This is a genomic window from Acidobacteriota bacterium (genome assembly GCA_020349885.1).
Taxonomy (GTDB): Bacteria; Acidobacteriota.
On record CP070701.1, the window covers coordinates 2084433 to 2109673 of the forward strand.

Genomic DNA, 25241 nt, shown 5'->3' on the forward strand with positions numbered 1-25241 from the left:
GTTCGTACAGGAGGTGGACACGGCCATCCTGAAAGACGCCGAAAGGGCCTACAAGATCAGAGAGGATTTGAAGAAAAGAGCGCGATAGGCCAGGGGCCAGCCTAACAGGGATTAGGGAATAGGGATTAGGGATTAAGAAAACAAGGATTAGAAAAAATTCCTTCTGCTAACCCCTAACGACTAATCCCTAACCCCTTCCTCCTGCTCCGATTGACAGCACTTCCCCGGCCCAATATCATGCCGCGGTAACCGCCGGGTTTTCCGGCGCGATCGTAAGAACGCTACACCGAAAGGAGGCGGCATGGCACAACACGAGACGAAGAAGCTCGACGCGGGAGACGTTTTTCCGGAGATTTCCCTCGACCTCGTAACCGGGGCGTCGCTGCGCCTCCCGCTGAAGCAGTGGACGGTGTTCCTGGTGTACAGGGGGAACTGGTGACCCGTCTGCCGTCAGCAGTTGGCTGACTTCCAGAAGAATCTCGGCGGTTTCGAAAAGCTCGGCGCCCGGGTCGTCGCGGCGTCGGTCGAGGGGCTGGACGAGGCGAAAAAGACGGTGACGGAGCAAGGGTTGAGTTTTCCCGTGGGATACGGGCTCGACGCGCTGGAGGTCGCCGCCCGGTGCGGCGCCTTCTACGACGCGGAGCGGAAGTTCCTGCATTCGACCGGCTTCCTGCTCGGGCCGGACGGGAGCGTGCGCATCGCCGCCTACAGCACGGGCCCCATCGGCCGCCTTACGCCCGCCGACTCGCTGAGACTGATCGAGTACTACCAGAAGCAGGACGCGTAACGGGGAAACCGCACCTAAGCCAATAGCCAGGGGCCAGGGACTGCTCAATCTTTCTCGTAGTGGTTTGGGATGGGCCTACGGCCAGATGACAAATGACAGATAGGGGATAGGAGACAGGGTTTAGGGATTAGCGGTTGGCGGCGCTATGCCTAGTCCACCTGAGCCAGGTCTTCGTCGAGGATCTTGTCGAGCGTCTCGACCAGGCGGTCGGCGTCCTGCTCGGAGAAGGGCATGGGCGGCCGGATCTTGATGACGTTGAAGAGGAGGCCCTCGACGGCGACGAGGATGCCGTGGTCCTTCAGCCGCTCGGTGACGTACGTGGCCTCATCCTCGGCGGGCTCGAGCGTCTCCGGGTTCAGGACGAGCTCGATGCCGTGGTACAGGCCGCTCCCCCTCACGTCGCCGATGATGGAAAAATCCTTCTTCAGCTCCTCCAGGCCCTCGAGGAGCCTTTTCCCCACCCGCAGGGCGTGCTCCTGCAATTTTTCGTCCTCGAGGACGTCGAGCACCGCCAGCCCGACGGCGCACGAGACGGGGTTGCCGCCGGTGGTGCTGAAGAAGCCGGTCTTCGCGGCGAGCGAGGCCGCGAGCTCGGGCGTCGTCACCACCGCGCCGATCGGGTGGCCGTTCCCGATGGGTTTTCCCATGGTCACGACGTCGGGCACCACGCCGTTCTCCTCGAACCCCCAGAAGTGCGTCCCGAGGCGGCCGAAGCCGACCTGCACCTGGTCCGACACGAAGACGCCGCCCGCCTCGTGCACCGCGCGGTACACTTCCTCCATGTATCCGCGCGGGGGGAATATCAGGCCCGGGGAGCAGGGATGCGACTCGCTGAAGAACGCCGCGAGTTTTTTCCCCTTCGCCTGCAATTTCTTTATCGTCCCGGCCACGTCCGCCGCGTACTTCCTGCCGGCGTCGGGGTCGTCGCGGCGGTATTTCCCCCGGTACGTGTCCGGAGGAGGGACCAGGTGCACGTGCTCGGCCGCGCCGCCCTCCCGGCCGAAGTCGTCGACCTCGGCGGGGCTGATGTCGGTGAGGGCGCACGTGAGGCCGTGGTAGACGCCCTCGTGCACGATGACGTCGGTGCCCCCGGTGTGCGCGCGCGCGAGGCGCAGCGCGAGCTCGTTCGCCTCGCTCCCCGAGCTCACGAACGTGCACCTCCGCAGCGGCTCGGGCATGGAGTGCGCCAGGCGCTCGGCGTAGCGCACGACGTGCCCGTGCAGGTAGCGCGTGTTGGTGTTCAGGACCGCCATCTGCCGCCGCGCCGCCCGCACCACGCGGGGGTGCGAGTGCCCGACGTGCGGCACGTTGTTGACGGCGTCGACGTAGGCGCGCCCCTCGTCGTCGTAGAGGAACTGCCCGTAGCCGCGCACGAAGTGGAGCGGCCTGCGGTAATTGGTGTAGAGGAATTCTCCTAGGGCGCGTTGGCGGCGGTCGCGCACCTCCTCCGTCGTCATAGCGCCGCCCGCGAGCTCCTCCTCAGGCAGGCCGGCGACGAGGTTCGGGTCGGGGCAGAAGCCGAGCCACACGTCGCGCTCGCCCGGGCGGGCCGCATGGGGAAAATTTCCTTTGCGGCCCATCAGGTCGCTCACGACCTGGAAGTGAAGGTGCGGGGGGCGGTCGCCGTTCTCGGAAGAAGCGCCGACGCGGCCCAGCGCGTCGCCCCTGCGGACGCGGTCGCCCTCGCGCCGTTCCCTGAGGGAGTCGCGGCTCAGGTTCGAGTACAGCGTGAAGAACGTCGCCGAGTCCTTCCCCGTCGAGTGCTCGAGGATGAGCGTCGGGCCGCCGCCCGCGTCGTCCGCGTTGTCGCCGAGGCTGTGGACGGTTCCGTCGAGCGGCGCGAGGACAGAGGAACCCGCTTCGAGGAAGAGGTCGAGCCCCAGGTGGACGGTGCGGTGCTCGGGCAGCTCGTCGGCGGGGAGCGGGGGAGATTTCCCGGTGTGGAGGAGCCGGGCCTCGTCGTAGCGGCCTATGCCGACCGCGGCGCCCGCCTCCTTCATCCTCTCGGCGAGCAGGCGCGTGAGCTCCTCGCAGCCCATGTTCGCCGGGTCGCCGGGAAGGTCGGGGCTGCCGACGCTCAGGTCGAGGACGACGCGGGAGGAGTTCCGGACGTCCGGCTCCGTCAGCGGGCCGATGCGGTCGCGCTCTTTTTCGAGCCACCGGACGACGCGCTGGGTTTTCGCGCAGGGAGGCAGGCCGCACGCCTCGCGGAGGACGCCGGTCGCGAGCTCCGGGCGGACCTCCACAAGCTTCTCCAGGGTTTCCCAGCCGGGCTCCTCGGCGAGGTAGTTGTACTCGTTCGCCGGGTTCAGCCTCCTGCGGAAGGACGCGAGCGAGACCTCCGTGCAAATCCGCATGCAGATGAGGTCGAAGAGGACGTCCGCCTCCTGCTCCGTCAGGGGGTACGCCTCGTGGTAGCCCCGCACGACGTGGGCCGCCGCCGCGAGGGGCTCCTCCTTTTCGAGCGGCACGTAGCTCGCTGCGATCGCGGGCTCGCACACCGTGTAGGTGTGCACCATGTCGCCGAAGTCGACGAGCCCGGAAACCTCGAGCTCGCCCTCCGGCGTCAGCGACACGACCGTGTTCATGTCGTTCGCGTCGTTGTGGATGACGGCGGTGCGCAGGCCCCGAAGGACGGGGGCCGTGCACCTTTCGAACCGCTCGAGAAACGTCTCCAGGATCGCCCGCCGCGAAGGGGAGTGCTCTTTGAGCTCTTCCCGGATGATGGCGGGGGAGTTGTCGACGTACCACTCGTTGTCCCGGTGCATCGCGGGGTGGGAGAATCCCTCGAGCGCCCGGTCGATGTTTCCGACGAACCGGCCCAGGCCCCGGAGCAGGCCCGGGCTGTGGGGCTCCACCTCGCCCAGGATTTTTCCCGGAAGGTAGGTCAGCAGCCGCGCGGGACGCCTGGCCCCGTCGCCGTCCCGGATGAACGCCAGCCTTTCCCCGCCCGTCGTCGGCTGGACGCGCGGCCAGCTCACCGAGGGGATGCGCTCGGCGAGTCTCTCCTGGACCTGGTCCTCGAAGTCCAGTCCGTCCAGGTTCTCTTTCTCCGGATGGATCTTCAGCACGAACTCGCGCCCCTCGTCGTCCCGGACGTGGAAGTTATAGTTGTGCTCGCCGGTCAGCGGGCGCGCGCGGACCGGGAAGCCGTAGAGCTCCCGGACCACTTCCTCCGCCCTCTCGACGGAGATGCCGGAAAAAACTTCACTAACGAGGTACATATACTGTGTGTTTCAAGACTCGGACGATTAACTTGCCTGGAATTTTACCACACTCCCTGTGTTTCAAACAGCAGAAGAAACGGTTCAGAGCTCCGCGGCCCCCGCGCTCGTCAAAACTTTTTCCCGAAACTCCGCGCCGTCCTCGACGCTCGCGCCGGGTGCCACGAGGCAGTCCCGGAGGCGGGCGCCCCGTCCGACGCGGGCGTCGTCTAAGACGATCGTGTTTTCGAGAAAACATTCCTCGTCCGCGCGCGCCCCGCGCTCGAGGACGACGAAGCCTTCGAGCCGGGCCGAGAGGTCCGCGCTGGCCGTCTCGTGCATGAGCGGCAGGGTTTTTCCCAGGTGCCCGGCGAAGCGGCGCGAGGCTTCGAGAAAACGCCGGGGAGTTCCCAGTTCTTCCCAGAACCCTTCCGCGTCGAGGGCCTCGATGCGCGCGCCCTTTTCGAGAAGCGGGAGATACACGTCCCGCACGATGCCGCACGGCCGGTCGGCGGGAATTTTCAAGAAAACGTCCGGCCGCAGGATGTGGACGCCGGCGAACGTCGAGGCATGGGCCTGTGCCGCGGGTGCGTCGCCTCCGAACGCGAGGACTCGGCCCTCCGTGTCGCGCCAGACGGCCGTGTGCTCGGCGCGGTGCGGCGCGCAGACGAGCGTGGCGGCCGCCGTGCTTCGGCGGGCGCGGGCGACGGCTTCGCGGAGGGAGAAATCGTAGATGCAGTCTCCGTTTGCGAGGAGAAACAATTCTTCCTTTTCAAAAACCGCCCGCGCCTTGAGCAAACCTCCCGCGGTGCCGAGCAGCGTTTCCTCCTCGGAGAACTCGACTTCGGGAAAACTCTGCGCGCGAGCGCGGGACTCACTGAGGGCGTCCCGGATGCTCCGGGGACAGTGGTGAAGGTTGATCACGGCGTGCTCGACGCCCTCGCGCCGCAGGAACTTCAGCACCCGGACGATGAGGGATTCGTGGAGAACCGGCAGGGCGGGCTTCGCGCACGCGTCGGTGAGCGGACGGAGCCGCTCGCCCCGGCCCGCCGCCAAAATCATGGCCCGCACGGCGAGCCTCCGTAGGTCGACCGGTAGTGCCCGTAGGAGTTGAGGACGCGTTTGACGTAGTTGCGCGTCTGGAGATAGGGAATGCGCGCCAGGAATTCCGTCGGGTCGTCGCTTCGAAGGCTATCGCGCCACTCCTCGACGCGGTGCTCGCCCGCGTTGTAGGCCGCGACGGCATGGGAAAAATTCCCGTCGAACATCTCCAGAAGGTCGGCCAGGTAGCGCGAGCCGAGGCGGATGGCCGTCTGCGGATCGTAGAGCGCGTCCTCGTTCTCGAACGTGATGTCCAGGAGGGCGGCGTAGTGCCGCGCCGTCGAGGGAATGAACTGCATAAGGCCCCGCGCCGCGGCCCAGGACTTGGCGCGGGGATCGAAGCGGCTCTCCTCGCGCATCACGGCGGCGACCAGGTAGGGGTCGACGCCGTCGCGGCACGCGATGCTCCAGAGAAATTCCCAGTAGGGAAGGGGATAGAGGGCGCGGCGGAGCAAGAGGTCGGCCCGCACCTCGGGTGGTTCACCGGAGGCTGTGCGCCCGGCCAGCCGCACCAGGAGGCGGTAATCGCCGGCCTCGCGGGCGCAGAGCGCCGCGTCGCGCAGGTCGGCGAGTGAGATCGGCCTGCCCGCGCGGAGATGGTGCCGCAGTTCGTGCGCGCCCCATTCGCTCAGTCCGAGGGCCGTCAAGTAGCGCGCCCGCCCCAGGGTGCCGTCGAGCGATATTTCGGAAAGGGCGGGCGTTTCCTCCGCGCCGGGCGGGGAGCGCGGCGCTTCGCGCAGCGAGCGCGCCAGCGCGAACGACTCGCTTCCTTTTTCGTCGCCGCCCGCCCAGAGGCAGCCGCTTTCCCGGACGATGAAATCAGAGAAGTATCCGCTCGGGTTCGCGTCGAGGACGCGCACGTACCGCCGCCGAGCCTCGTCCTCGTCGCCGTCCCGCTCGGCCAGGCGCCCGAGCCGGAAGGCGGCTTCCTCCTTGTAGGATGCGAGAGGAGTGCGCCGGAGCACCTCCTCGAACAGCGCGGAGGCGTTCTCACCGTTTTCCTCGCCCGAGTCTTCGGAGAAGGAAAGCTCGACGCCGCGCTCGAACATCAGGCGCTCCCAGAGGCGGTTTTCGCCGCCAGGCCGAATTTCCTTGAGCGCCCGCAGCGCCTTCTCCTCTTCACCCGCCCTGCGGTGAAGGGCGACCAGCTTGGCGTGGAGGCTGTCGCGCTTGCTGCTCCGGGGGAAGCGTTTGAGTGCTTCCGACAGGGAGCGAACGGCCTCCGGGAAAAGACCTTCTTGCTCCAAGATAAGAGCTTCCTGGTAGGCGGCGCGTGCGGCCCACTCCTTGGACGCCGCGAGCTCCTCGAAGACGGCGCGCGCTTCCGGGAAGCGCTTTTGCTGGACGAGCGCCTGCCCGCGCAGGAAGAGCGCTTCGCTCCGGTTGCGCGAGCGCGGATATTCTTCCACGAAGGCGGCGAAACGGTTCTCGGCTTCTTCAAACTCCCGGTTGTTGTAAAACACCTTGGCGAGAAACCAGGCGAGCTCTTCAGGGCGCGCCTTTTTCGCTCCGGGAAAACGCTCCACGAATTCCCTCGCGGCCCGAAGCGCCCAGTCGTCCGAGTCACGCTCGCGCAGGAAGCGGAGGAGGCGCGAGGCCGCCTCCTTGTGCGAATCCCGCGCAACGCGATGGTGCAGAATCCCGTAGCCGATCTCGCGCCGGACGGCTTTCGAAAGCGAGCGGAAGCGCAGGAGGCGCTCCAGCGAGTCGATGGATTTTTTCTTGCGCTGGCGGTCCGCCCCGGGCGGAAGGTCTTCCTCCGGGGCCGTAAGGCGGCGCGCGAGGAGAAGTGTCGCCTCGTTGCGGAAAAGCCCGCGCGGATTCTTTTCAAGATACTCGAAGACGGCGCGCTCGAGCGCCCTCGCCCGGGTCTTGGGCTCGGCGCGTCCGAGCTCGTCGCGAACCAGGAGGGCGCGATAGCGCGCATGGGGGGCGAGCGGGTCGTCCGCGGGATACGCTTCATAGAGCGAGAGCGCTTCTTCGAGGCGGCCCGCCCTCTCGAGGTGTGCGGCCTCGGCGAGCGGAAGGCGGTTTGCGGAGAAGAGGGCCGGGTTCGCTTCCCGAAGCCCCGCGAGCGCCCGCGCCGCTTCGGTCCCCTCCATGGCCGCCGCCTCCAGGAGCGTTTCCCGTGCGCGTTCGGCCCAGGAGGAAGAATCTTCCGCCGCTTCCGCAGGCCCGGGTGCGTCTTCCGAACCGGGGCTCGCCGAGACGATCAGGGTGCAGGCCATGGCGGCGAACGCACCCGTGCGAACACACCGAAGCATTCGTGCGATGGGCATGGGAAACGTTATAGCACGAAACCCCCGATAGAATCGAAAAAGCATGAAGCGGCAAAGCGCGACCTCGCTCCGCCGAAACGGAAAAACAAGCTCCGAAGACCAAAAAGCTACTCCTTCACGTTTCTATATCGGGGTTGGGTCTACACCATCACTTGACATGGGGTCGCGGGTGACCTATACTTTTATGAGGATTCGTAAGAACCCGAAGAAAGCAAGGGGTATCCTATGCAGATAAAGATGTCGCTTAAAGGCTTGATGGTCGACCCGGTGACAAAGACGCCCATCGTGGTTTTGCGCGACGAGAGCGGCAAGCGCATTCTTCCCATCTGGATCGGCATTTTCGAGGCCAACGCCATTGCCCTCGAGGTGGAGCACATCAAGACGCCGCGTCCCATGACCCATGATTTGATCAAGAGCCTGCTGCAGCAGACCGGCGCGTCCATCACCAAGGTCGCCATCACGGGCCTCGTCGACAGCACCTATTACGCCCTCATCACGCTTGACGTGAACGGCGCCGCCGTCGAGATGGACTCGCGCCCGAGCGACGCCATCGCGCTCGCCCTTCGGGCGGGTGCCCCCATATACGCCGACGAGGAGGTGCTCGAAAAGTCCAAAACCATGGCGGTCAAGGACGACCAGGAGCGTTCCGAGCGCATCCGAAAGTGGCTTGAGAGCCTCGACCCGGAGGACCTCGGCAAGTACGAGATGTGAGGCCGCGCCTGGCGGCGCATGACCCTGCCATGGCACTTTGGAAAAGAGACCGCGACCCCCACGAGCTTCTCGCCAAGGGAAGGTACAAGGAGGCGGTGGAGGGATTCAAAAAGCTCCTCAAGAGGGATTCCGACAACGTCGGCCTGCGCATCAAGCTGGGCGACGCCCTGGTCGCTATCGGCTCCAAGGACGACGGCATCCGCTGTTACGAGAAAGCGGCGGGGCTGTATGCCGAAAGAGGGTTTCTGCTGAAGGCCGTCGCCCTTCAGAAGAAGATTCTGAAGCTGGATCCCACCCGCGAGGAGAGCCTCAAGCAGATTGCCCAGATGGCCCAGGCGCCGCCGCCCCCGAAACTGGCGGCGCTCGAAGCCACGCGTCCTTCCGCGCCGCGGCCCAAGGTGAAGGCCGAGGTGCCTCCGAAAGCGGCGGCGCTCGAAGCCACGCGTCCTTCCATTCCCCAAGCCGAGGTCCAGGCCGCGGAGATTCCGACGCAGGAGATCGCCCGGGAGGAAATGGAGGCCGCCGCCGCGAAAGTGTCCGAAAGCGAGGGCCCGCCCCCACCTGTCGCGGAGCCGCGCGAGGAAGCGATCGCCCTCGGCGCGGCCGCGAAGCAGTCCTACATCAAGGCGCGGGTTCCGCTGTTTTCGGACCTCCCCCCCGAGGAGTTCGGCGCGTTCGTGAAGGGACTCAAGCATCATGCCGAGTCGGCCGGCGCGGTCATCGTCCGGGAGGGCGCTGTCGGAAATTCCATGTTCGTCATCAGCGAGGGCTCGGTGCAGGTGCGGACGCGCGACCAACACGGGGAGGACGTGGTTCTCACGGACCTTGACGAGGGGGATTTCTTCGGCGAGGTCTCGCTCCTCAAGGGCGTGCGCCGCACCGCGACGATCGTCGCCCTCAAGGACGTCGAGCTTCTCGAGATGACCAAGAAGGACCTGGACCGCATCTCGAAAAAATACCCCTTCATTATGAAGACGGTCGAGAACTTCTACGCCGAGCGCGTACAGCACACCGTCGAAACGCTCCAGCAGAAAGCGAAGCTCTGAGCCCATGGCCGCCCGCGACGTGGTTCTATACGGCGATCCCGTGCTCCGGCGAAGGGCCGACGCCGTGGCGGAAGTCGGTCCCGAGGTGGCACAGCTGCTGCAAGACATGGTCGAGACGATGCACCGCGAGCCGGGCGTGGGCCTCGCCGCGCCGCAGGTCGGCGTCTCGAAGCGCCTCATCGTCGTGGACGTCTCGGCGGGTGAGGACGCCAGGAAGATTTTGAAGCTCGTCAATCCGAAGATCCTTCTCGAGGGCGGCGAGCAGACGGGCGAGGAGGGCTGCCTGAGCTTTCCCGGCATTTTTCTCGACGTGACCCGCCCGCTCCGCGTGCGCATCGAGGCGCTCAACGAGCACGGGTGGCCCCTCTGCGTCGAGGGCGAGGGCTTCCTCGCGCGCGCCCTCCACCACGAGCTCGACCACGTCGAGGGCCGCCTCTTCATCGACCGCGTGAGCCTCCTCGTGCGCGAGCGCACGAAGCGCAAGATCAAGCGCCGCCAGCGCGAGGGCGAGTGGAGCACGGAGTTTGCGGGCCGCCGCGCCGGGGCGCTGTAGAGCGGCAGCGGATTTTTCACTTTCTTTCCTTTACTGGTTGCCCCGACCGTGTCGGGGCTCGTTTGAGCCTTAAAAAACCCTTTATCCGCACCACTTACAAGTGAAACCCTCATGGAAGAGTAAAGAGTGCCTCTTTCCGACGTGCTCTCTTTCTCGGGTTCTCGGGTTTTCTCGGGTTGTTGAAAAAAATTATCCTTTGTTTTCGCGGAGTTGTTGGGTTCGTTCGTAATTTCCCTTTAAGGGGCCCCGCCGGAGGCGGGTAAAACTTGCCGCATGTGCCTAATTTGCCGGAGTTGCCGGATCGGGTCGATGCTTACCTGGTTGGAGGCTGACCACCTTTCTGCTTCCATGCGTGTCAAAAAATTTTCCTTCGCGTATAATGGTTCGTTATGCTCGACCGCCATTTCGTCCGGGAAAACCCGGACGTCGTCAAGAAAAAATTCGCAGAGCGCGGCCTCCCCCCGGCGAGCGTGGACGCCCACCTGGCGCTCGACGAGAAGCGCCGCCGGATGCTCCAGAAGGTGGAGGAGCTCAAGCACCTCAAGAACACCGTCTCCAGGGAGATCGGCGAGCTCAAGAAGAAGGGGGAGGACGCCGAGGAGAAGGTCGCGGAGATGCGCCGCGTGGGCGACGACATCGCCGGGATGGAGGAGGGCGTGGCGGCGGTGGACGGGGAGATGCTGAAGATCGAGCTCGCCATGCCCAACCTCCAGGACGATAGCGTTCCCGTCGGAACGACGAGCGAGAACAACGCCGAGATTCGCAAGTGGGGGGAGCCGCCGGAATTCTCGTTCGAGCCCCGGCCCCACTGGGAGGTCGGCGAGGGGCTGGGGATTCTGGATTTCGAGCGCGCGGCCAAGATCGCGGGGGCGCGCTTCGCCCTGCTGCGCGGAGCGGGGGCGCGGATGGAGCGCGCGCTCATCGACTTCATGCTCGACATACACACGCGCGAGCACGGCTACGAGGAGGTTCTTCCGCCCTTCATGGTCAACCGCGAGAGCCTCATAGGCACGGGGCAGCTTCCGAAGTTTGAGCGTGACCTCTTCGGCGTGCACGATTCCGGCTACTACCTCGTCCCCACGGCCGAGGTGCCCGTGACGAACATCCACCGCGGCGAGATCCTCGACGAGGCGGCGCTTCCCGTCAAGTACGCCGCCTACACGCCGTGCTTCCGAAGCGAGGCCGGCTCCTACGGCAAGGACACGCGCGGCTACATCCGCCAGCACCAGTTCAACAAGGTCGAGCTCGTGAAACTTGCGACGCCCGAGACCTCCTTCGACGAGCTCGAATCGCTCACCGAAAACGCCGAGGAGATCCTGAAGCGCCTTCGCCTGCACTACCGCATCGTCTCGCTCTGCTCGGGCGACCTGGGCTTCGCCTCGGCGAAGACCTACGACCTCGAGGTGTGGCTTCCCTCGGAGAAGGGCTACAAGGAGATTTCCTCCTGCTCCAATTTCACGGACTTCCAGGCGCGCCGCGCCGCCCTCCGCTACCGCCCAGGCGCGGGCAAGTCGAAGGCGCGCTTCGTGCACACCCTCAACGGCTCGGGCCTCGCCGTGGGCCGGACGCTCGTCGCCGTACTGGAGCAGTGCCAGAACGAGGACGGCACCGTCACGGTTCCCGGGGCGCTGCGCCCCTACATGGACGGGCTGGAGCGCGTCGAGCGGGCATGAGAACGCGGATCCGCAATTTCTTTGAATTGAACGAGAACGTCAAATCGGGGGCGCAGCCGACGCCCGAGGACCTCGAAGACCTGTCCGGGCAGGGCTGCCGCGCCGTCTTGAACCTGCGCGCCCCGGGCGAGGAGGGCGAGCTTGCGGACGAGCGGGAGCGGGTGGAGGCGCTCGGGATGCGCTACGACCGCGTCCCCGTCACGCAGCGGATCCTCACGCCCGAGAGCGTAGAGGCGTTCGGCAAGGCCGTGGCCGAAGGGGAAAAGCCCCTCTTCGTGCACTGCGGCGCGGGAAACCGGTGCAGCGCCATGTGGCTCCTGCACCGCGTGCTGAACGAGGGGGCGCCCCGGGAGCGGGCGCTCGAAGAGGCGCGCACCATGGGCCTCGACCCGAGCGTGGAGCGGCCCGTGCTGGCGCTGCTCGACGAGTTTGGAAAAAACAAATAGGCCGCGTAAGCGTTTTCCCCATGTGGAGCGTAAGAGAAAGAAGCCCGTGGAATTAAGAACGGCAAAGGGTCGAATCGGCGCGCTCGCCGCGCTTGTGCCATTGAGAATTCACCATAATGCCTGACTCCACTGGCCGCCCCGCCCTCATCCCGCTCCTCCTCGTTCTCGCCGTCGTGCTTCTCGCGCTGCTCGTGAGCATGGAGAGGCTGATGCTTCGGGAGCAGCCGGCGACGGAGGAAGAGGCGGACGCGTCGGTCTCGCCGGAAACAGAAGAGTCTTTCGAGGCGCCGCCCGAGGCTCCGGCTGCGGAGGCGGAAGAGGAGGAAAAGATTTCGCGCGAGAACGCCGTGGTGCGGGCCGTCCGCCGCGCCGCGCCGGCGGTGGTCAACATCTCCACGGAGGAAATCGTCCGCACGCGCCCCCGCCATCCCTTCTTCTCGGACCCGTTCTCGAGGGAATTCTTCGACCGTTTTTTCAAAGCCCCCCGCGCCCGCAAGCGGCAGAACCTGGGCTCCGGCGTCATCGTTGACGCCGACGGCTACATCCTCACGAACGCCCACGTCGTGGCGCGCGCCGACAAGGTGCACGTGCTCGTCGCCTCGGGCGACGAGTTCGAGGCGCGCGTCATCGGCTCCGACGCCGATCTGGACCTGGCCGTGCTGAAAATCGACGCGCCGGGTGCACTTCCCACGATTCCGGTCGGCCGCTCGGACGACCTTCTCATCGGCGAGGACGTCATCGCCATCGGCAACCCCTTCGGGCTTTCGCACACCGTCACGCGCGGCGTCGTGAGCGCCCTCAACCGCTCCGTGACCATCAAGGGCAACACCTACGAGAATTTCATCCAAACCGACGCGGCCATCAATCCCGGCAACTCCGGCGGGCCGCTCCTCAACGTCCACGGCGACCTCATCGGCATCAACACGGCCATCCTGGGGGCCGCCGAGGGCATCGGCTTCGCCACGCCCATAGGCCCGGCCATGTCCGTCGTCGAGAGCCTGATCGAGCTCGGCTACGTCGAGCCGCTGTGGCTCGGCATCACGGGCGTGCAGCCGCTTACCAACGAGCTGCGCGCGTACCTTGGCTACGAGGGTAAGGGGGGCGTCGTGGTCGCGGGCGTCTATCCCGACGGCCCCGCCGCCCGGGCCGGCGTCGAGCGCGGCGACGTCATCGTCAAGCTCGGGACGCGGGAAATTCATTCGAGAAAAGCTTTCATCCGGGGACTTCGGCGCGCCAGGGTGGGCGATTCGCTCACGTTCACGCTCCACCGCGGCGGAGAGATTCTTCGAAAGCGCGTGCAGGCGGCCGCGTTTCCGCCCGAGGCGGGCGAGCGCCTGGCGTGGGACAAGTTCGGCCTACGCGTCAAGGACAACTCCGCCCTTCTGGCCGACCGCCACCGCCTCGCTACGGAGAAGGGCGCCCTCGTCACCGAGGTCGCGCGCGGCGGCCCGGCCCGCGCGCTCGGTCTCGCGCCGGGCGATGCGATCCTGCAACTGAACAGCTTCGCCACGCCCGACACGGCGGCGTTCTATCGCGCCGTAGGACGCTCGCTCTGGCAGCGAAGCGTGATGCTCAACGTCGTCCGCGGGCGCTACGGCTACTGGGTGCCGCTTGAAGCGGAATGGTGATTTCGGGTAATATGGCATGAAACACACGGAGGCTGACATGAAAACCACTTCTTTGGTAATTTCAGCGGTTGCGCTGATGTTAGGTCTTTTCGCTTACCCCAATTACGCATGGGCGCAGGAGGAAGCGCAGGAGGAGGAAGCACCGGCGGCGGTGCAGGAGGAGGTGCCGGAGGGGGCGCGAAAGGCATGGGCGCAGGAGGCGGTGCGGAAGGCCGTGCAGGAAGCGGAGGCACAGAAGAAGGCGCAGGAGGTGACGCAGGAGGAGGCGCAGGAGGAAGCGCAGCAGGAGGAAGCACCGGCGGCGGTGCAGGAGGAGGTGCCGGAGGGGGCGCGAAAGGCATGGGCGCAGGAGGCGGTGCGAAAGGCGGTGCAGGAAGCGGAGGCACAGAAGAAAGCGCAGGAGGTGACGCAGGAGGAGGCGCAGCAGGAGGAGGCGCAGCAGGAGGAGGCGCCGGCGGCGGTGCAGCAGGAGGTGACGCGGAAGGAGGCGCCGGCGGCGGTGCAGCAGGAGGTGACGCGGAAGGCGAGCACCGACGGCTGGAGTGACCTGTATCTAGCGGCGCGCATCTTGGAGGAAAAGAAGGACTGGCCGAGGGCCGTCGCGGCCTACAAGGCACTTGTGCAGAAGCGTCCGAACCTGGCCGATGCGTACGCGGGGCTGGGACGCTCCCACATGGGCTTGGGCGGCAGGGGTCATTGGGAGCCGGCGCTCGAGGCGTTCCAGCGCGCGCTCGAGCTCGACCCGGGCAACGTGGACATCCACCGCCTCCTGGCGGAGGTTCTGGGAAGTCTGGGGCGCTGGGATGAATCGATTCGCGCCTTCCGCAAGGCCGCGGTGCTCGCGCCGAGGTTTTCTCTCGTTCATCGCGGCCTCGGCTGGGCGTACTCAAGCTCGGGGCGGTTCGTGGAGGCGGCCGCCGCCTACGAGAAAGCGGTCGAATTGGATCCCGACGACACCATGGCGCGCTACGGCCTCGCCCGCGCCTACCTTGCCCTGAACGACGTTAAGAAGGCCTACGAGCAGTACGAGATTCTGAAAAAGCAGGCGCCCGACCTGGCCGCCACGCTTTTTTAGGCCGCCCCTACAGGAACGGCTCCATCGTTCCCATCATCCGCTGCGCCTCCGCGCGGCGCTTGCTTGCGGGGCGCGTGTCGAGCGCGAGGTAGCGGCGCAGGTGCTCCGAGGCTTCGGAAAATTTCCCGTCGGCGAACAAGCATCGACCCAGGGCGAAGTGTGCGTGGAGATGGTCCTCGTTGAGCTGAAGCGCCCCCCGGAGAAACTCCCCGGCCTCGTCGCAGCGCCCCCGGGCCACGCTTACCGTCCCGAGCGCCGCCAGGACGTCGGCCGAGAGCAAGACGTCGGGGACGGGCGCCTCGCTCAAGACGCGGGCCGCCTTTTGAAGAAATTCCGAGGACTCGTCGAACTTTTCCTCCTCCAGCGAAAGCACTCCCAGCGCGTAGAGCGCCTTCGGCTCGTCCGGGCGGAGGGACAGGGCGCCTTCAAAGTGCCGGCGCGCTTCGTCCCGCTCCCCCGCTTCGAGCGCTAGCTCTCCCGCGAGCAGGCGGGCCCCGGCGTGGCGCGGAACCCGCGCGAGCACGGCGCGCACCTCCTCCATGGCCTGCTCCATCCGCCCCAGTCCCGCGTGGCACTGGGCGCGGCCTAGATGCAAGGCGTCGTCGTAGGCGCGGCTCAGGGCGACGGCGCGGTCGAAATTTTTCAAGCCTTTTTCCCACTCCCCCGCCTCCAGGTGGGTCTCCGCAAGGACGCGCAGCGCGTCCACGCAGGAGGGATTCTTTTCAAGAAGCGCTTCCAGGCGCGCGATTCCCTCCCGTCTCCGGCCCACTCGGATCTCGTCCCGGGCGGCGGCGATTTCCGAAAAAATTTCCATGAGGGCTTCCAGCGGGGGAGGCGGCGGGCCGGCCTCCTCGCCGCCCGGAGGCTCGGGCGGGGCGGGCGTCGGAAATTCTTTTTCCATCCCTTCCAGCGCCTCCGCGAGCCGGGCGGCTTCCCGGGGTTTTTCCTCGAACACGTTCCGCACCTCCCGCGCGTCCTCGGGCAGGCGGTACAGCTCCTCCCCGACGGCGCGGATGTACTTCCACTCCGGCGTGCGGACGCCCCGGAACGCCGGCCAGTTGTAGAGGAAATAGCCCGCAAGCGATTCGAGGCGGCACGGGAGCTCTTCCTGGAATTTCCCCTCCACGCCGGGGAGGAACGACCGCCCGTCCGTCCCGGGGGCCGGAACGCCCAGGAAATCGCAGAGCGTGGGCAAAAGGTCTATCAGGCGAACCTGGGACTCGACGCGCCGCCCGCGCGGCAGGTCGGGATGGGAAAGGAGGAGGGGGACGCGGACCGTGGCGTCGTAGAGAAGAAGGCCGTGAGTATTTTCCCCGTGCTCGCCGAGCGACTCGCCGTGGTCCGCCGTGAGGACGACGAGGGCCTCGCGCATCAGCCCTTGGTGGCCGAAGATGGTGAAGATTTGCTGGAGGGTGTGGTCAACGTAGGCGACCTCGCCGTCGTAGGGGGAGGCGGAGTAAACTTCCGAGAACGGCTCGGGCGGCGCGTGTTCCTTGTGCGGGTCGAAGAGGTGCAGCCACGCGAAGAAGGGTTTCTTTTCGCTTTCATCGAGCATCCAGCGCAGCGCGGGCCTCGCGACGTCCTCGGCCCGCCGCTCGGCGAAATGATGGGGCGGGACTTTCACCATGCCCCCGTCGTCGTAGACGTCGAAGCCGCGGTCGAGCCCGAAGCGGCGGTCCAGCACGGACGCCCCGACGAACGCCCCCGTCCGGTAGCCGTGGTTTCGTAAAATTTCCGCGAGCACGGGGGCGCCTTCCGCGAGCGGGAGAGAGCCGTTCGCGCGCACGCCGTGCCGCGCCGGGTAGAGGCCCGTCAGAAGCGAGGCGTGGGCGGGGAGCGTGACGGGAACCGGGGTGACGGCCTGGGCGCACAGGACGCCCGCGCGCGCCACTTCGGAGAACGCCGGCGTGCCGGCGGCCCCGTAACCGTAGGGCTCGAGGCGGTCGGCCCGGAGGGCGTCCACGGTGACGAGCAGGACGTTAGGGCGGCGCGTAATTTCCTCCGAACCCGGCCCGAAGAAGCCGCAGGACGTCGCACCCAGGCCAAGAAGGAACAAGGCTACGGAGCAAACAAAGCGAATGCGGTACCTCATGCAAAATTCCTCCAAAAGTAGGGGCGCTTCACGAGCCGCCCCTTTCTGGTGCATTCGTCTGTTGAATTCTTTCTGCCAATTCCTTCTTACGTCTCTCTTGCAGGAAGAGAAGGATGATCCCGGGCCCTAGTGCCCAGAGCATCACGAGGAGGCCGCCTGCGATGCCAACGGCCGTTAGCATGCCCACGAAGCACCCGGGTCGTCTGCTCACAATGATGTGTGAAGGCACGGCGATCAATAACTCCGCTAGACTTCCAACGAGAACAGTCGCCACCATGCCTCTCACTGCCGAAAGCCGCTCTGCCTGTCTGTAGCGGACGAAGAAGAAAACGCACCAGCCAACCCAATTTACCCCAACGAGTGTCCAAAAAATCCAGATTAACCACTCTTCATCGTCGACTTTGAAAAGCTCTGTAAGAGAACAAAACAACGCCGCCATGAGAATTGTCATCATGAGTGCTGCGATAACAACGGGCGCAAGCAGTCGGCGTCGCCCGATGGGGCGGCACAGATTGATCGTTCCCGCCCCGTACACGAATAGCGCCTGAGAAGCTACGGTCACGAGCAGTACAATAGTTGTCCAAACAGCGTTGTCGCCGAATGCTATGAATAGCCACGACCATTCGGGCAGCAGTTCTTCGTAAGCCATGGCAAATAAGCCAGTGACAATGACGACGTACAATCCGAGAAAAATCCACCTCAGATGTCTTATGTTGATTTTCATCGGGCTTTAGTGCAGTTTAGCAAACTGAGGAGTCCTATCAAGCAGAAACCGAATCTTACCGAAGGGGGTATCGTCGCGCCAAAACAGAATCTAACCATGAGCGGTCTTCTTATCTTGTTTGTGGAGTCGTTGCGCCGTCTCCCTCAGCTGCCACAGATTTCCTGGTTTTCGCTCGATCGCTTCGGCTGACGCAAACGGATCGAGCCGCTTTCGCAGCGCTTCCAACTCCCGCCGTCACCAAAAACGCTATCATCCATCGCTTGCCTTAGCGGGTAAAGTCCATGATTTCGATTATCCCTCGGCCCAAAGTATAGCACAGCCAAGCAGTCACTAGGGGTCAGTAAACCACAAGGGTCGCCCCTACGTTTTTCTGGCCTCTGGTTGCTGGAAGCTGGCCGCTGGCTTACGGATGCGGGCCGCAGGTGCCGAGCGGGTTGTCGCGCTCGACGCCAGCGCTGTCGTAGCCCGGGGTTCCCTCCGCCGCCGTGTCGCATTCGGTGACGAGATAGTAGGCGTTCGGGGCGACCGGCGTAATTATCTCGCTCAGGTAGCCGTCTCCCTCGTCCGTCCCCGCCGTCCAGCACACGAGCGGGAAGTGGTTGTAGAGCGGCGCGTCGAGGTCGCCCTCGTAGATGTTGTATTGGATAACACCGGCACAATCGGAGGGAAGCCCCTCCCAAAAGATTTTTACTTGGCCGGAGGCCCGCTCCACGGTCAAGGGCCTATCGGTACCTGGTGCAGATACCTCTCCAGCGGAAGGAACGTCATCCTCCATCGTTCGTGCCATAACGCGCCGAGATTGGAAGTCGGGGTCGTCGTAGAAACGGAAGTAGGCCACGAGATATTTTCCGCAGGCCGAATAGGCGACGGCGGGACGGAGGTCGTCATAAGAACTCTGTTGAATGAGCAGGCCCGTTGCATCGAGCACCGTCCCCGCCGAGGTGACGCGCGCCCCATAGATATCCATACCCGTGCCGCTTCGTGAATCCTCCCACGCAATGAAATAGCCCGTCCCGTTTGAAGCTACCGAAGGATACAGCTGATTATTCGCCTCCGTGGAGACGGCAATGCCCGCAGGGTCGAGCACCGTCCCCGCCGAGGTGACGCGCGCCCCGTAAGTATCTCTATTGCAGGTGCATCCACCGTCGTTCCGCCAATCCTCCCACGCGACGAAATAGTCCGCCCCGTTCGAGGCCACCGAGGGGTACAGCTGGATGTCCACCGTTGTGGAGACGGCGATGCCCGCAGGGTCGAGCACTGTTCCATCCGGGGCCACACGCGCCCCGTAGATGTCCGTATTGCACAAGCATCCGCCGTCGTTCCGATAGTCTTCCCATGTGACGAAATAGTCCGTTCCGTTTGAAGTCACGGAGGAGCTGAACTGGCCGTTTGCCTCCGTGGACACGGCGATGCCCGCAGGGTCGAGCACCGTACCATCCGGGGCCACGCGCGCCCCGTAGATGTCGGTCGTGCCGCTCCGCCAGTCCTCCCACACGACGAAATAGTCTGTCCCGTTCGACGCCACGGAGGGATACCGTTGATCGTTTGCCTCCGTGGTCACGGCGATGCCTGTAGAGTCGAGCACCGTTCCATCCGGGGCCACCCGCGCTCCGTAGATGTCCCTGTTCGTTCCGCTCCGCCAGTCCTCCCACACGACGAAATAGTCCGTCCCGTTCGAGACCGCCGAGGGGTACTCCTGGTTGTTGGCCGCAGTTGAGGCGGCGATGCCTCCCGTGTCAGGCGGTCCGTCGAGCAGTGCACCGTCTGAAGCGCGGACGCGCCCCCCGTAGATGTCCGCATCAATGTCGTTCCGAAAGTCACGCCACGCGATGAAATAGTCCGTCCCGTTCGAAGCTGCCGAGGGATACTGCTGGTCGCTTGCCGCCGTGGAGACGGCGATGCCCGCAGGGTCGAGCACAGTCCCATCCGGGGCCACGCGCGCTCCGTAGATGTCGTAGTCCGTGCCGCTTCGGTTATCAGACCACGCGATGAAATAATCCGTTCCGTTTGAAGCTACGGAGGGCACCCATTGTTCATCCACCGCCGTGGAGACGGCAATGCCCGCGGGGTCGAGCACCGTACCATCCGAGGCCACACGCGCCCCGTAGATGTCCGTATTGCACCAGCATCCACCGTCGTTCCGCCAGTCGCGCCACGCGATGAAATAGTCCGTCCCGTTTGAAGCCACGGAGGGAGCGTCCTGCCAGCCTGTCGCCGTGGAGACAGCGACGCCTCCTGTGTCCGGCGGGCCGTCAAGCAGCAAACCATTGGATGCCTGCACCCGCGCCCCGTAGATATCGAATTCCGTGCCGCTTCGGTAGTCCTCCCACACGACGAAATAGTCCGTTCCACTCGAAGCCACGGAGGGAAACCATTGGTTGTTCGCAGCCGTTGAGATGATGATGCCCGCAGGGTCGAGCACCGCTCCCCCTGCCGTCACGCGCGCCCCGTAGATGTCCAAGTTCGTCCCGCTTCGGCGATCCTCCCACGCGACGAAATAGTCCGTCCCGTTTGACGCTACGGAGGGGCTGAACTGGCTGCCAGCCTCCGTTGATACGGCGATGCCCGCAGGGTCGAGCACCGTCCCATCCGGGGCCACGCGCGCCCCGTAAACGTCGTAGAGCGTGCCGCTTCGCAGCTCCATCCACGCCACGAAATAGTCCGTCCCGTTCGAAGCCACGGAGGGAGACTCCTGCCAGTTTGCCGCCGTTGATACGGCGATGCCCGTGGGGTCGAGCACCGTCCCATCCAAGGCCACGCGCGTTCCGTAGATGTCGGCGTCCGCGCCGTTTCGCCAGTCATCCCACACGACGAAATAGTCCGTCCCGTTCGAAGCTACCGAGGGGTTGGACTGGTTGTATGCCGCCGGGCCGATCACCGGACTCGGCTCCACGGGAAATTCCGGTCCCACCGTCGGGTCGATCAGGATGGGGTATCGGGCGGAAGCAAGAAACTCGTGCGGCACCTCGAACAGGATTTCCTGACTGGTTGCAAGCGAAGGCCGAACCCGCTCCCGCCGCCCCGCCGCGTCAACCACGGTGACGTTGGATAAAGTTACTTGGCCTTCCTCCCGCCAGGCCGGAAACACCAGCCCCTCAGGATGCACCTCCGGTTCGCCCGCAGCGCGAATCAAGAAGTGCACACGCAGCGCTGACGCCCCGGACGAGAGCGGTTCATCGGTTGCCCAATACATCTCCACGCCTTCCTTGCCGCGGTTTCTCACGTAAGGCGTAACGCCGTCGCGCGCTTTTCCCTGAAGCAGGCCGGGCGCGTGCTCCTCCAGATGATTCTTTCCGAACACCGTCTGCGAGACGTTTCCCCGCTCGAAGCTTACAGAGAGAATTTCGAAATCGGGATTTTCCATATTTCCTTGCGCGAAATACCGCAGCCCGTACGCGTCGATCTCCGCCTGGAACCGCGGCGTCTTATGCGAGAAGGCATTTCCTTTGGAAACAAACGGCCGCTCGCCTCTTGCTTCGGCATGGAAACCCTGCTTGGGATGTTCTTCGGGAAGGCCGCGGTTTTCACGGACGGCGCGGATGACTTCGCCCGCATTAAAAGGAAGAGAGTCTATCGCGATCTCGCCGCCAACGGCCGGCGCCTGCGCCCGCCCCGCTCCGGGATGCGCGGCCGCGCCCGCCGTCTCCGCCTGCACCATCACCGCCGCCGCACACGTCGAAAGAACTACGATGCTTTGCACTAAATGTTTCATGTTCTTTCACCTCGTACGATGCTTTGCGCTAAACGTTTCATTTTCTTTCGCCTCATATAATGTAGTCTCCGATTTTTTTGAAAAAGCACAGAATTTTCTTAGAAACGAAAGAAAGACCGCCCGCTTTCCCGTTTAAAAGCGGTGATCAGGCCGGAATTTTTTTGTGCGGAGAAATTGCGAGACTAGGCTTTTGAAGAGCCCGACTGCTTTGCAGACTCCGTCGGCGGAGCGTCCTGGAGCTCCATAAAGGAATGGTAATCCTTTGTGAACGACTGGCAGGTGGGACAGTGTTCGACGTGGGCGGCCGCCTCGCGCTTCGCGTCCTCCCCGAGGTTTCCTTCGAGGTATGCGATGAGCGTATCGGGATCGATTTTCAAGCACCGATGCCGCCACAGGTCCTTCCACGCCATTTCCGCCGAGATCGCGAACATCAGCAGGAACCCCCTTGTTTCGATTTCTCCATAAGCTCGTCAAGGGCGGCCTGCAGATGGCGAAGGGCGCGAACCTTGTACTTGCGTGCTCCCGAGGGATTCTCCAACCCTAAGCGTTTCGTCAGGTCTTCCACCGGCGCCCCCCGGAAATAGTGCTCCAGCAAAATGAGCTTTTCCATCGAAGGGAGCTGCTCAAAGCATTGAAGGAAGTGCTCCAAACGCAAGGTCTTCTCGAGAATTCGGTCGGGCTGCTTGGAGGTGGTGTCCTTGGTATCCCGGGGTTGAGCGAAGGCGCTCGGTTCGACTCGAACCAGGCCGCCTTCGTAGGGGCGAATGACGGCGTCGTAGAAGACGTTCCTGGCGATCTGGAAGAGCCAGGAAATGAAACGCCCCTTGCCGGAATAATTCTTGTACGAGGAAAACAGCTCCGTGTAGAGCGTCTGGTTGAGGTCTTTGGCCAGCTCCTCGTTACGGGTTAGTTTCAGGTAAAAGCGGTAGGTTCTTTCCCGGTAGCGTTCGAAAACGGCATGAAAGCACGCTTCGGCTTTCGAGGGCTCGGACTGCCACAAAGCCAAAAGTTCTTCGTCCGACTTCTGCGCAAGCGTTTTATCTTCCATGGTTCGTAACGTTTCAGCTGCCAACATGCCCTTATTATCTTATAGTCTGCGTTTTTCATCAAATGACACAAGAAAAATTAAATTCCGCTCGCCAACGGCCCTTTCGGACAAGTCCGTTCCCGCCGGAGGCGGGCAAGCGGCCATGGACTGGTCAACCCCGCCTCTAGTCGGGGTAAATTTTTATCGTAGTGGTTTGAAGGCGCGGGGTCTAACCCGCGCCCTACAACCTCCCCCTTGAGGGGGGAGGTAAGCTTGTCCTGGCGGACATGCCAGGGGTGGGGGTGGAAACAATCACCCTCCCCTGAATCCCCTCCCCTCAAGGGAGGGGCGACTTGAGCGGAAATTTTCTCGGTGTCTCTGCGGTAGAAAATTTTACCCCGACGCAGAGAGTCGGGGCCGGCAACCCAGACTAAGAGTCTGGGCAAGCTCCGGCAAAAGCGGCAAAAACGGCAAATTAGGCAAGTCGGCCAAAATCGTTGACAAGAGGCGCGCGGGGCGCGAGTGTTGAGGGATATGCGCGCAAACGGAAAGGAGTCCGATTCCATGAAGGAAACACAACCTCTTGTCAAGAACGGAACCGTTTTGGAACTTCCCGCCCGGCGTGTTCCGACCGAGGCCCAGCGCAAGGCGAGCCCGCGACAAGTCGAGGCAAGCCGCCGAAACGCCAGGCGCTCGACCGGCCCCCGCTCCATGCGGGGCAAGGCCGCGTCCTCGATGAACGCCATCAAGCACGGCGTCTTCGCGCGCGAGGCCGTCCTGCGCACCAAGCTCGCCGACGAGAGCAGGGACGAGTTCGAAAGAATGCTGGAGCGCTTCCGGGAGTCGTTCGCCCCGAAGGACGCCTTCGAGCGGATGCTCGTCGATAAGATGGTGCGCGCGCTCTGGCGGCTGCGCCGCCTGCACCGCTTCGAGCGCGCCCTCGCCGAGGAGGACCTGCACCGCTTCGAGACCTCGCCCTTCATGGAGGAGCGCGGCGGGCGGGTCGACGAGGAGGCCGAGCGCATCGCCGCGAGGCGCGGCATGCCCCCGGAGGAAAAGCTCGTCAACATCCTGCGCTACGCGGCGGCCCTGGAGCGGGAGTGGACGCGGTGCTACGCCATGCTGGAGCACCGGAAGCAACAGGCCGCGCGCGGCGAGGACGCGCCGCCCCTGTACCTGTCGCTTCGCCTATGAGCAGGAAAGGGGGCACCCCCCTCCCCCCTTCAATTTACAAAACGAACCCAAGTAAGTGGTGCAAACAAAGGATTTCTTCAGGTTCGTTTCCCCGAACGAACCCGATACGCTATACTCGTCTATGCCGTACGGCTTGACGGAACACCGATTCTTCCATGGAAAACAACATGCCAATCAGAACGCGAAATAGTTTCGAGGCTGCCGCGTTCGGTGAACGTGCTGAAAGTGCGGGAGGTGCGGAATGTGCGGCCTGCACCTGCGGCACCTTCGGCACATGCAGCACCTCCAAGCTTCCGAGGAAGTCAAACGGTTTTATACCCCCCGTAGCATAAGGAACTTTCTCAGAGTAAAATAGGCTCCTTCATGGAACACGGACTCTCTCGAAAAGCGCTTATCTTCTTCCTGCTTCTTTCCCTCGCGTGGCATGCGTTTCAAACTGTTTTCTATCCCCACATAAGCGGCGAGCTCGGCTACCAGGTGCGGGCGGCCGAGCGCTTCTACCAGGGAGAGGGGTGGCTCTCGCTCTTCGGCGATATCGAGCTCACGCGCCCTCCGCTTCTTACCGTCGTCATCTGGCTGAACCTTTTTCTCGGGATCTCCGCCGAGACGACGGTAAAACTGGTCTTCATCGTGACGGGAACGCTCGGACTCTGGCTTCTCTACACGTTTGTCTGCGCCTTGTTCGGAAAGCGCACGGCCCTTTACGCGGCCTTGGTCTGGTCGGTGCTTCCCCTGGCAAACAGCGTCCTTTTGACGACGCCAACCCACGGGCTTATGCATGTGTTCGTGCTGCTTCTCATGCACACCGCGCTGCGCATGATTCGCGGGGATACGCGCCCGCTCTCCTTCGTTGCGCTCGGAATCTGGGGAGGGCTTGCTTACCTGAGCCGGGCCGAAGGGCTGCTTTACTTCTTCGCGCTCCTGGGGGTCGCCTGGCTATTGAGCCCGGAGCGGTGGTGGAGGCGTTGGCCGAACGTCCTGCTCGCCATCGCCGTCTTTCTCGCCGTCGCCTCCCCGTACCTCGTATTTCTGCGCTATCACACCGGACACTGGGCGGCCAGCGTTGAGACGGAGGCCGTTCGGTACGTTCCCCAGACATGGCCTCTTATGTCCTATGCCTACGAACCGGACGCCTCCGTGATCTGGGGCGACGCCCCGCATACTTTTTTAAACGCTTTCCTGCACAATCCCAAGGGCTTCATCAAGCGCGTGTCCATTACGGGGCGAGATTTTTTCTACATCGCAGGCGGCCTGAAAGTGATTCCCCTTCATTTATGGCTCTGGATAGGGTTGGGGCTTTTGTCCGCGTCCGCATGGGCCCGGCCCCGAATTCATTTCCTGCTTCTTGCCGGAATGCTGCCAACGCTCCCTTACCTTTTGATCCATCTCGAAGATCGCTACCTCCTGCAGTTCGGGATGCTTTTGGTGCCATGGCTCGCCCGCGGAATGGCGGAATTCGAAGGCACTCTCAAGAGTTTCTTCGGAGCGCGGCGGTGGGTCCCTGTCGTGTTCAGCGCGGCCCTCCTCGTGGTGCCTTTCGGGTTCACGGGCGTTCACCTTCTCAAGCACAAGAGCGAGAGCCACGCCGGGTGTCGGGAAGCCGGGTTGTGGCTTCGCGAGCATGCGGCGCCCGATTCGCTTCTGATCACGAATTCGGATATTTTGTGCATCTACTCGGGCCTCACCCTTTTTCACCCTTCCCAAGAAACCGTGCTCCAGATCCGGCAGGGACGTTTTCCCGAAGAAGTCGAATCGAGGCAGGCCAGCGAGCTTCACCTGGCCATCGAAGAGCGGCCGGACGAGGACGCCGCCTTCGAAAGCATACTCACGGGCTCTTGGCGCGAGAGCCATTCCGTGCGTCTGGGCCCCTGCTCCGTTCGCACTTTTCGCTTCGCGCCGAAGGAATAGGGCGGCCTTCGCTCGGCTCTCCCGCGCCCCCGCCCGGGAGCAAGTCGCCCCGCCGAGCCGCCTTCGCGAAAGGGCCGCCGTC

At 64.2% G+C, this 25241-nt stretch carries 18 protein-coding genes and 1 pseudogene; 11 read left to right on the forward strand and 8 right to left on the reverse strand.

Annotated elements, in window-relative coordinates; genetic code table 11:
• Positions 1 to 301: 301 nt before the first annotated feature.
• Both JSV08_08840 and JSV08_08845 read left to right on the forward strand, forming a co-directional pair.
• Complete coding sequence (locus JSV08_08840) at positions 302 to 439, forward strand: hypothetical protein (protein UCF80597.1); 138 nt, start codon at positions 302 to 304, stop codon at positions 437 to 439.
• A gap of 3 nt (positions 440 to 442) precedes the next feature.
• Positions 443 to 787, forward strand: a pseudogene (locus JSV08_08845) (redoxin domain-containing protein).
• A 149-nt stretch (positions 788 to 936) separates the two neighbouring features.
• Here the strand turns inward: JSV08_08845 and JSV08_08850 are convergent.
• The 3 genes from JSV08_08850 to JSV08_08860 all read right to left on the reverse strand — a co-directional run bounded on the left by JSV08_08850 (position 937) and on the right by JSV08_08860 (position 7370).
• Positions 937 to 4011: an aminotransferase class III-fold pyridoxal phosphate-dependent enzyme gene (locus JSV08_08850; protein ID UCF80598.1), complete on the reverse strand. Its 3075-nt coding sequence runs from the start codon at positions 4009 to 4011 to the stop codon at positions 937 to 939.
• An 84-nt stretch (positions 4012 to 4095) separates the two neighbouring features.
• Positions 4096 to 5061 carry an NDP-sugar synthase gene (locus tag JSV08_08855; protein UCF80599.1) on the reverse strand — a complete coding sequence of 322 codons (966 nt, stop codon included), beginning with the start codon at positions 5059 to 5061 and terminating at the stop codon, positions 4096 to 4098.
• Positions 5049 to 7370, reverse strand: a complete 2322-nt coding sequence (locus JSV08_08860; protein ID UCF80600.1) for a transglycosylase SLT domain-containing protein — start codon at positions 7368 to 7370, stop codon at positions 5049 to 5051. Before JSV08_08860 ends, JSV08_08855 begins: the two co-directional genes overlap by 13 nt.
• Positions 7371 to 7595: 225 nt before the next feature.
• Here JSV08_08860 and JSV08_08865 point away from each other — a divergent pair, with 225 nt between their 5' ends.
• The 7 genes from JSV08_08865 to JSV08_08895 all read left to right on the forward strand — a co-directional run bounded on the left by JSV08_08865 (position 7596) and on the right by JSV08_08895 (position 14502).
• Positions 7596 to 8081: a bifunctional nuclease family protein gene (locus JSV08_08865; protein ID UCF80601.1), complete on the forward strand. Its 486-nt coding sequence runs from the start codon at positions 7596 to 7598 to the stop codon at positions 8079 to 8081.
• Between the two features lie 29 nt (positions 8082 to 8110).
• Positions 8111 to 9127 carry a cyclic nucleotide-binding domain-containing protein gene (locus JSV08_08870; GenBank protein UCF80602.1) on the forward strand — a complete coding sequence of 339 codons (1017 nt, stop codon included), beginning with the start codon at positions 8111 to 8113 and terminating at the stop codon, positions 9125 to 9127.
• 4 nt (positions 9128 to 9131) lie between these two features.
• The gene (gene def, locus JSV08_08875; GenBank protein ID UCF80603.1) at positions 9132 to 9680 is read left to right on the forward strand and encodes a peptide deformylase; all 549 of its coding nucleotides are present in this window, start codon (positions 9132 to 9134) and stop codon (positions 9678 to 9680) included.
• Positions 9681 to 10069: 389 nt separating this feature from the next.
• Positions 10070 to 11353, forward strand: coding sequence for a serine--tRNA ligase (gene serS, locus JSV08_08880; GenBank protein ID UCF80604.1), 1284 nt, complete (start codon positions 10070 to 10072; stop codon positions 11351 to 11353).
• Entirely contained in the window at positions 11350 to 11799 is a 450-nt protein-coding gene (locus JSV08_08885; protein ID UCF80605.1) for a protein tyrosine phosphatase family protein, read from the forward strand. Before serS ends, JSV08_08885 begins: the two co-directional genes overlap by 4 nt.
• Before the next feature lie 116 nt (positions 11800 to 11915).
• Positions 11916 to 13427 (forward strand): trypsin-like peptidase domain-containing protein, encoded by a 1512-nt coding sequence (locus JSV08_08890; GenBank protein ID UCF80606.1) that lies wholly within the window; start codon positions 11916 to 11918, stop codon positions 13425 to 13427.
• Positions 13428 to 13464: 37 nt separating this feature from the next.
• Positions 13465 to 14502: a tetratricopeptide repeat protein gene (locus JSV08_08895; protein UCF80607.1), complete on the forward strand. Its 1038-nt coding sequence runs from the start codon at positions 13465 to 13467 to the stop codon at positions 14500 to 14502.
• Between the two features lie 7 nt (positions 14503 to 14509).
• Here JSV08_08895 and JSV08_08900 read toward each other — a convergent pair whose 3' ends face one another.
• The 5 genes from JSV08_08900 to JSV08_08920 all read right to left on the reverse strand — a co-directional run bounded on the left by JSV08_08900 (position 14510) and on the right by JSV08_08920 (position 22078).
• On the reverse strand, positions 14510 to 16594 hold the full coding sequence (locus tag JSV08_08900; GenBank protein UCF80608.1) for a sulfatase-like hydrolase/transferase: 2085 nt from the start codon (positions 16592 to 16594) through the stop codon (positions 14510 to 14512).
• Positions 16595 to 16622: 28 nt separating this feature from the next.
• The gene (locus JSV08_08905) at positions 16623 to 17318 is read right to left on the reverse strand and encodes a hypothetical protein (GenBank protein UCF80609.1); all 696 of its coding nucleotides are present in this window, start codon (positions 17316 to 17318) and stop codon (positions 16623 to 16625) included.
• A 403-nt stretch (positions 17319 to 17721) separates the two neighbouring features.
• Positions 17722 to 21030 carry a hypothetical protein gene (locus tag JSV08_08910; protein UCF80610.1) on the reverse strand — a complete coding sequence of 1103 codons (3309 nt, stop codon included), beginning with the start codon at positions 21028 to 21030 and terminating at the stop codon, positions 17722 to 17724.
• A 182-nt stretch (positions 21031 to 21212) separates the two neighbouring features.
• A complete protein-coding gene (locus JSV08_08915; GenBank protein UCF80611.1) occupies positions 21213 to 21461 on the reverse strand; it encodes a zf-HC2 domain-containing protein in 249 nt (82 codons plus the stop codon).
• The gene (locus tag JSV08_08920; GenBank protein ID UCF80612.1) at positions 21461 to 22078 is read right to left on the reverse strand and encodes a sigma-70 family RNA polymerase sigma factor; all 618 of its coding nucleotides are present in this window, start codon (positions 22076 to 22078) and stop codon (positions 21461 to 21463) included. Before JSV08_08920 ends, JSV08_08915 begins: the two co-directional genes overlap by 1 nt.
• Before the next feature lie 543 nt (positions 22079 to 22621).
• Here JSV08_08920 and JSV08_08925 point away from each other — a divergent pair.
• Positions 22622 to 23251, forward strand: coding sequence for a hypothetical protein (locus tag JSV08_08925; protein UCF80613.1), 630 nt, complete (start codon positions 22622 to 22624; stop codon positions 23249 to 23251).
• Positions 23252 to 23614: 363 nt separating this feature from the next.
• Positions 23615 to 25159 carry a glycosyltransferase family 39 protein gene (locus tag JSV08_08930; GenBank protein ID UCF80614.1) on the forward strand — a complete coding sequence of 515 codons (1545 nt, stop codon included), beginning with the start codon at positions 23615 to 23617 and terminating at the stop codon, positions 25157 to 25159.
• The last annotated feature ends 82 nt before the right edge of the window (positions 25160 to 25241 follow it).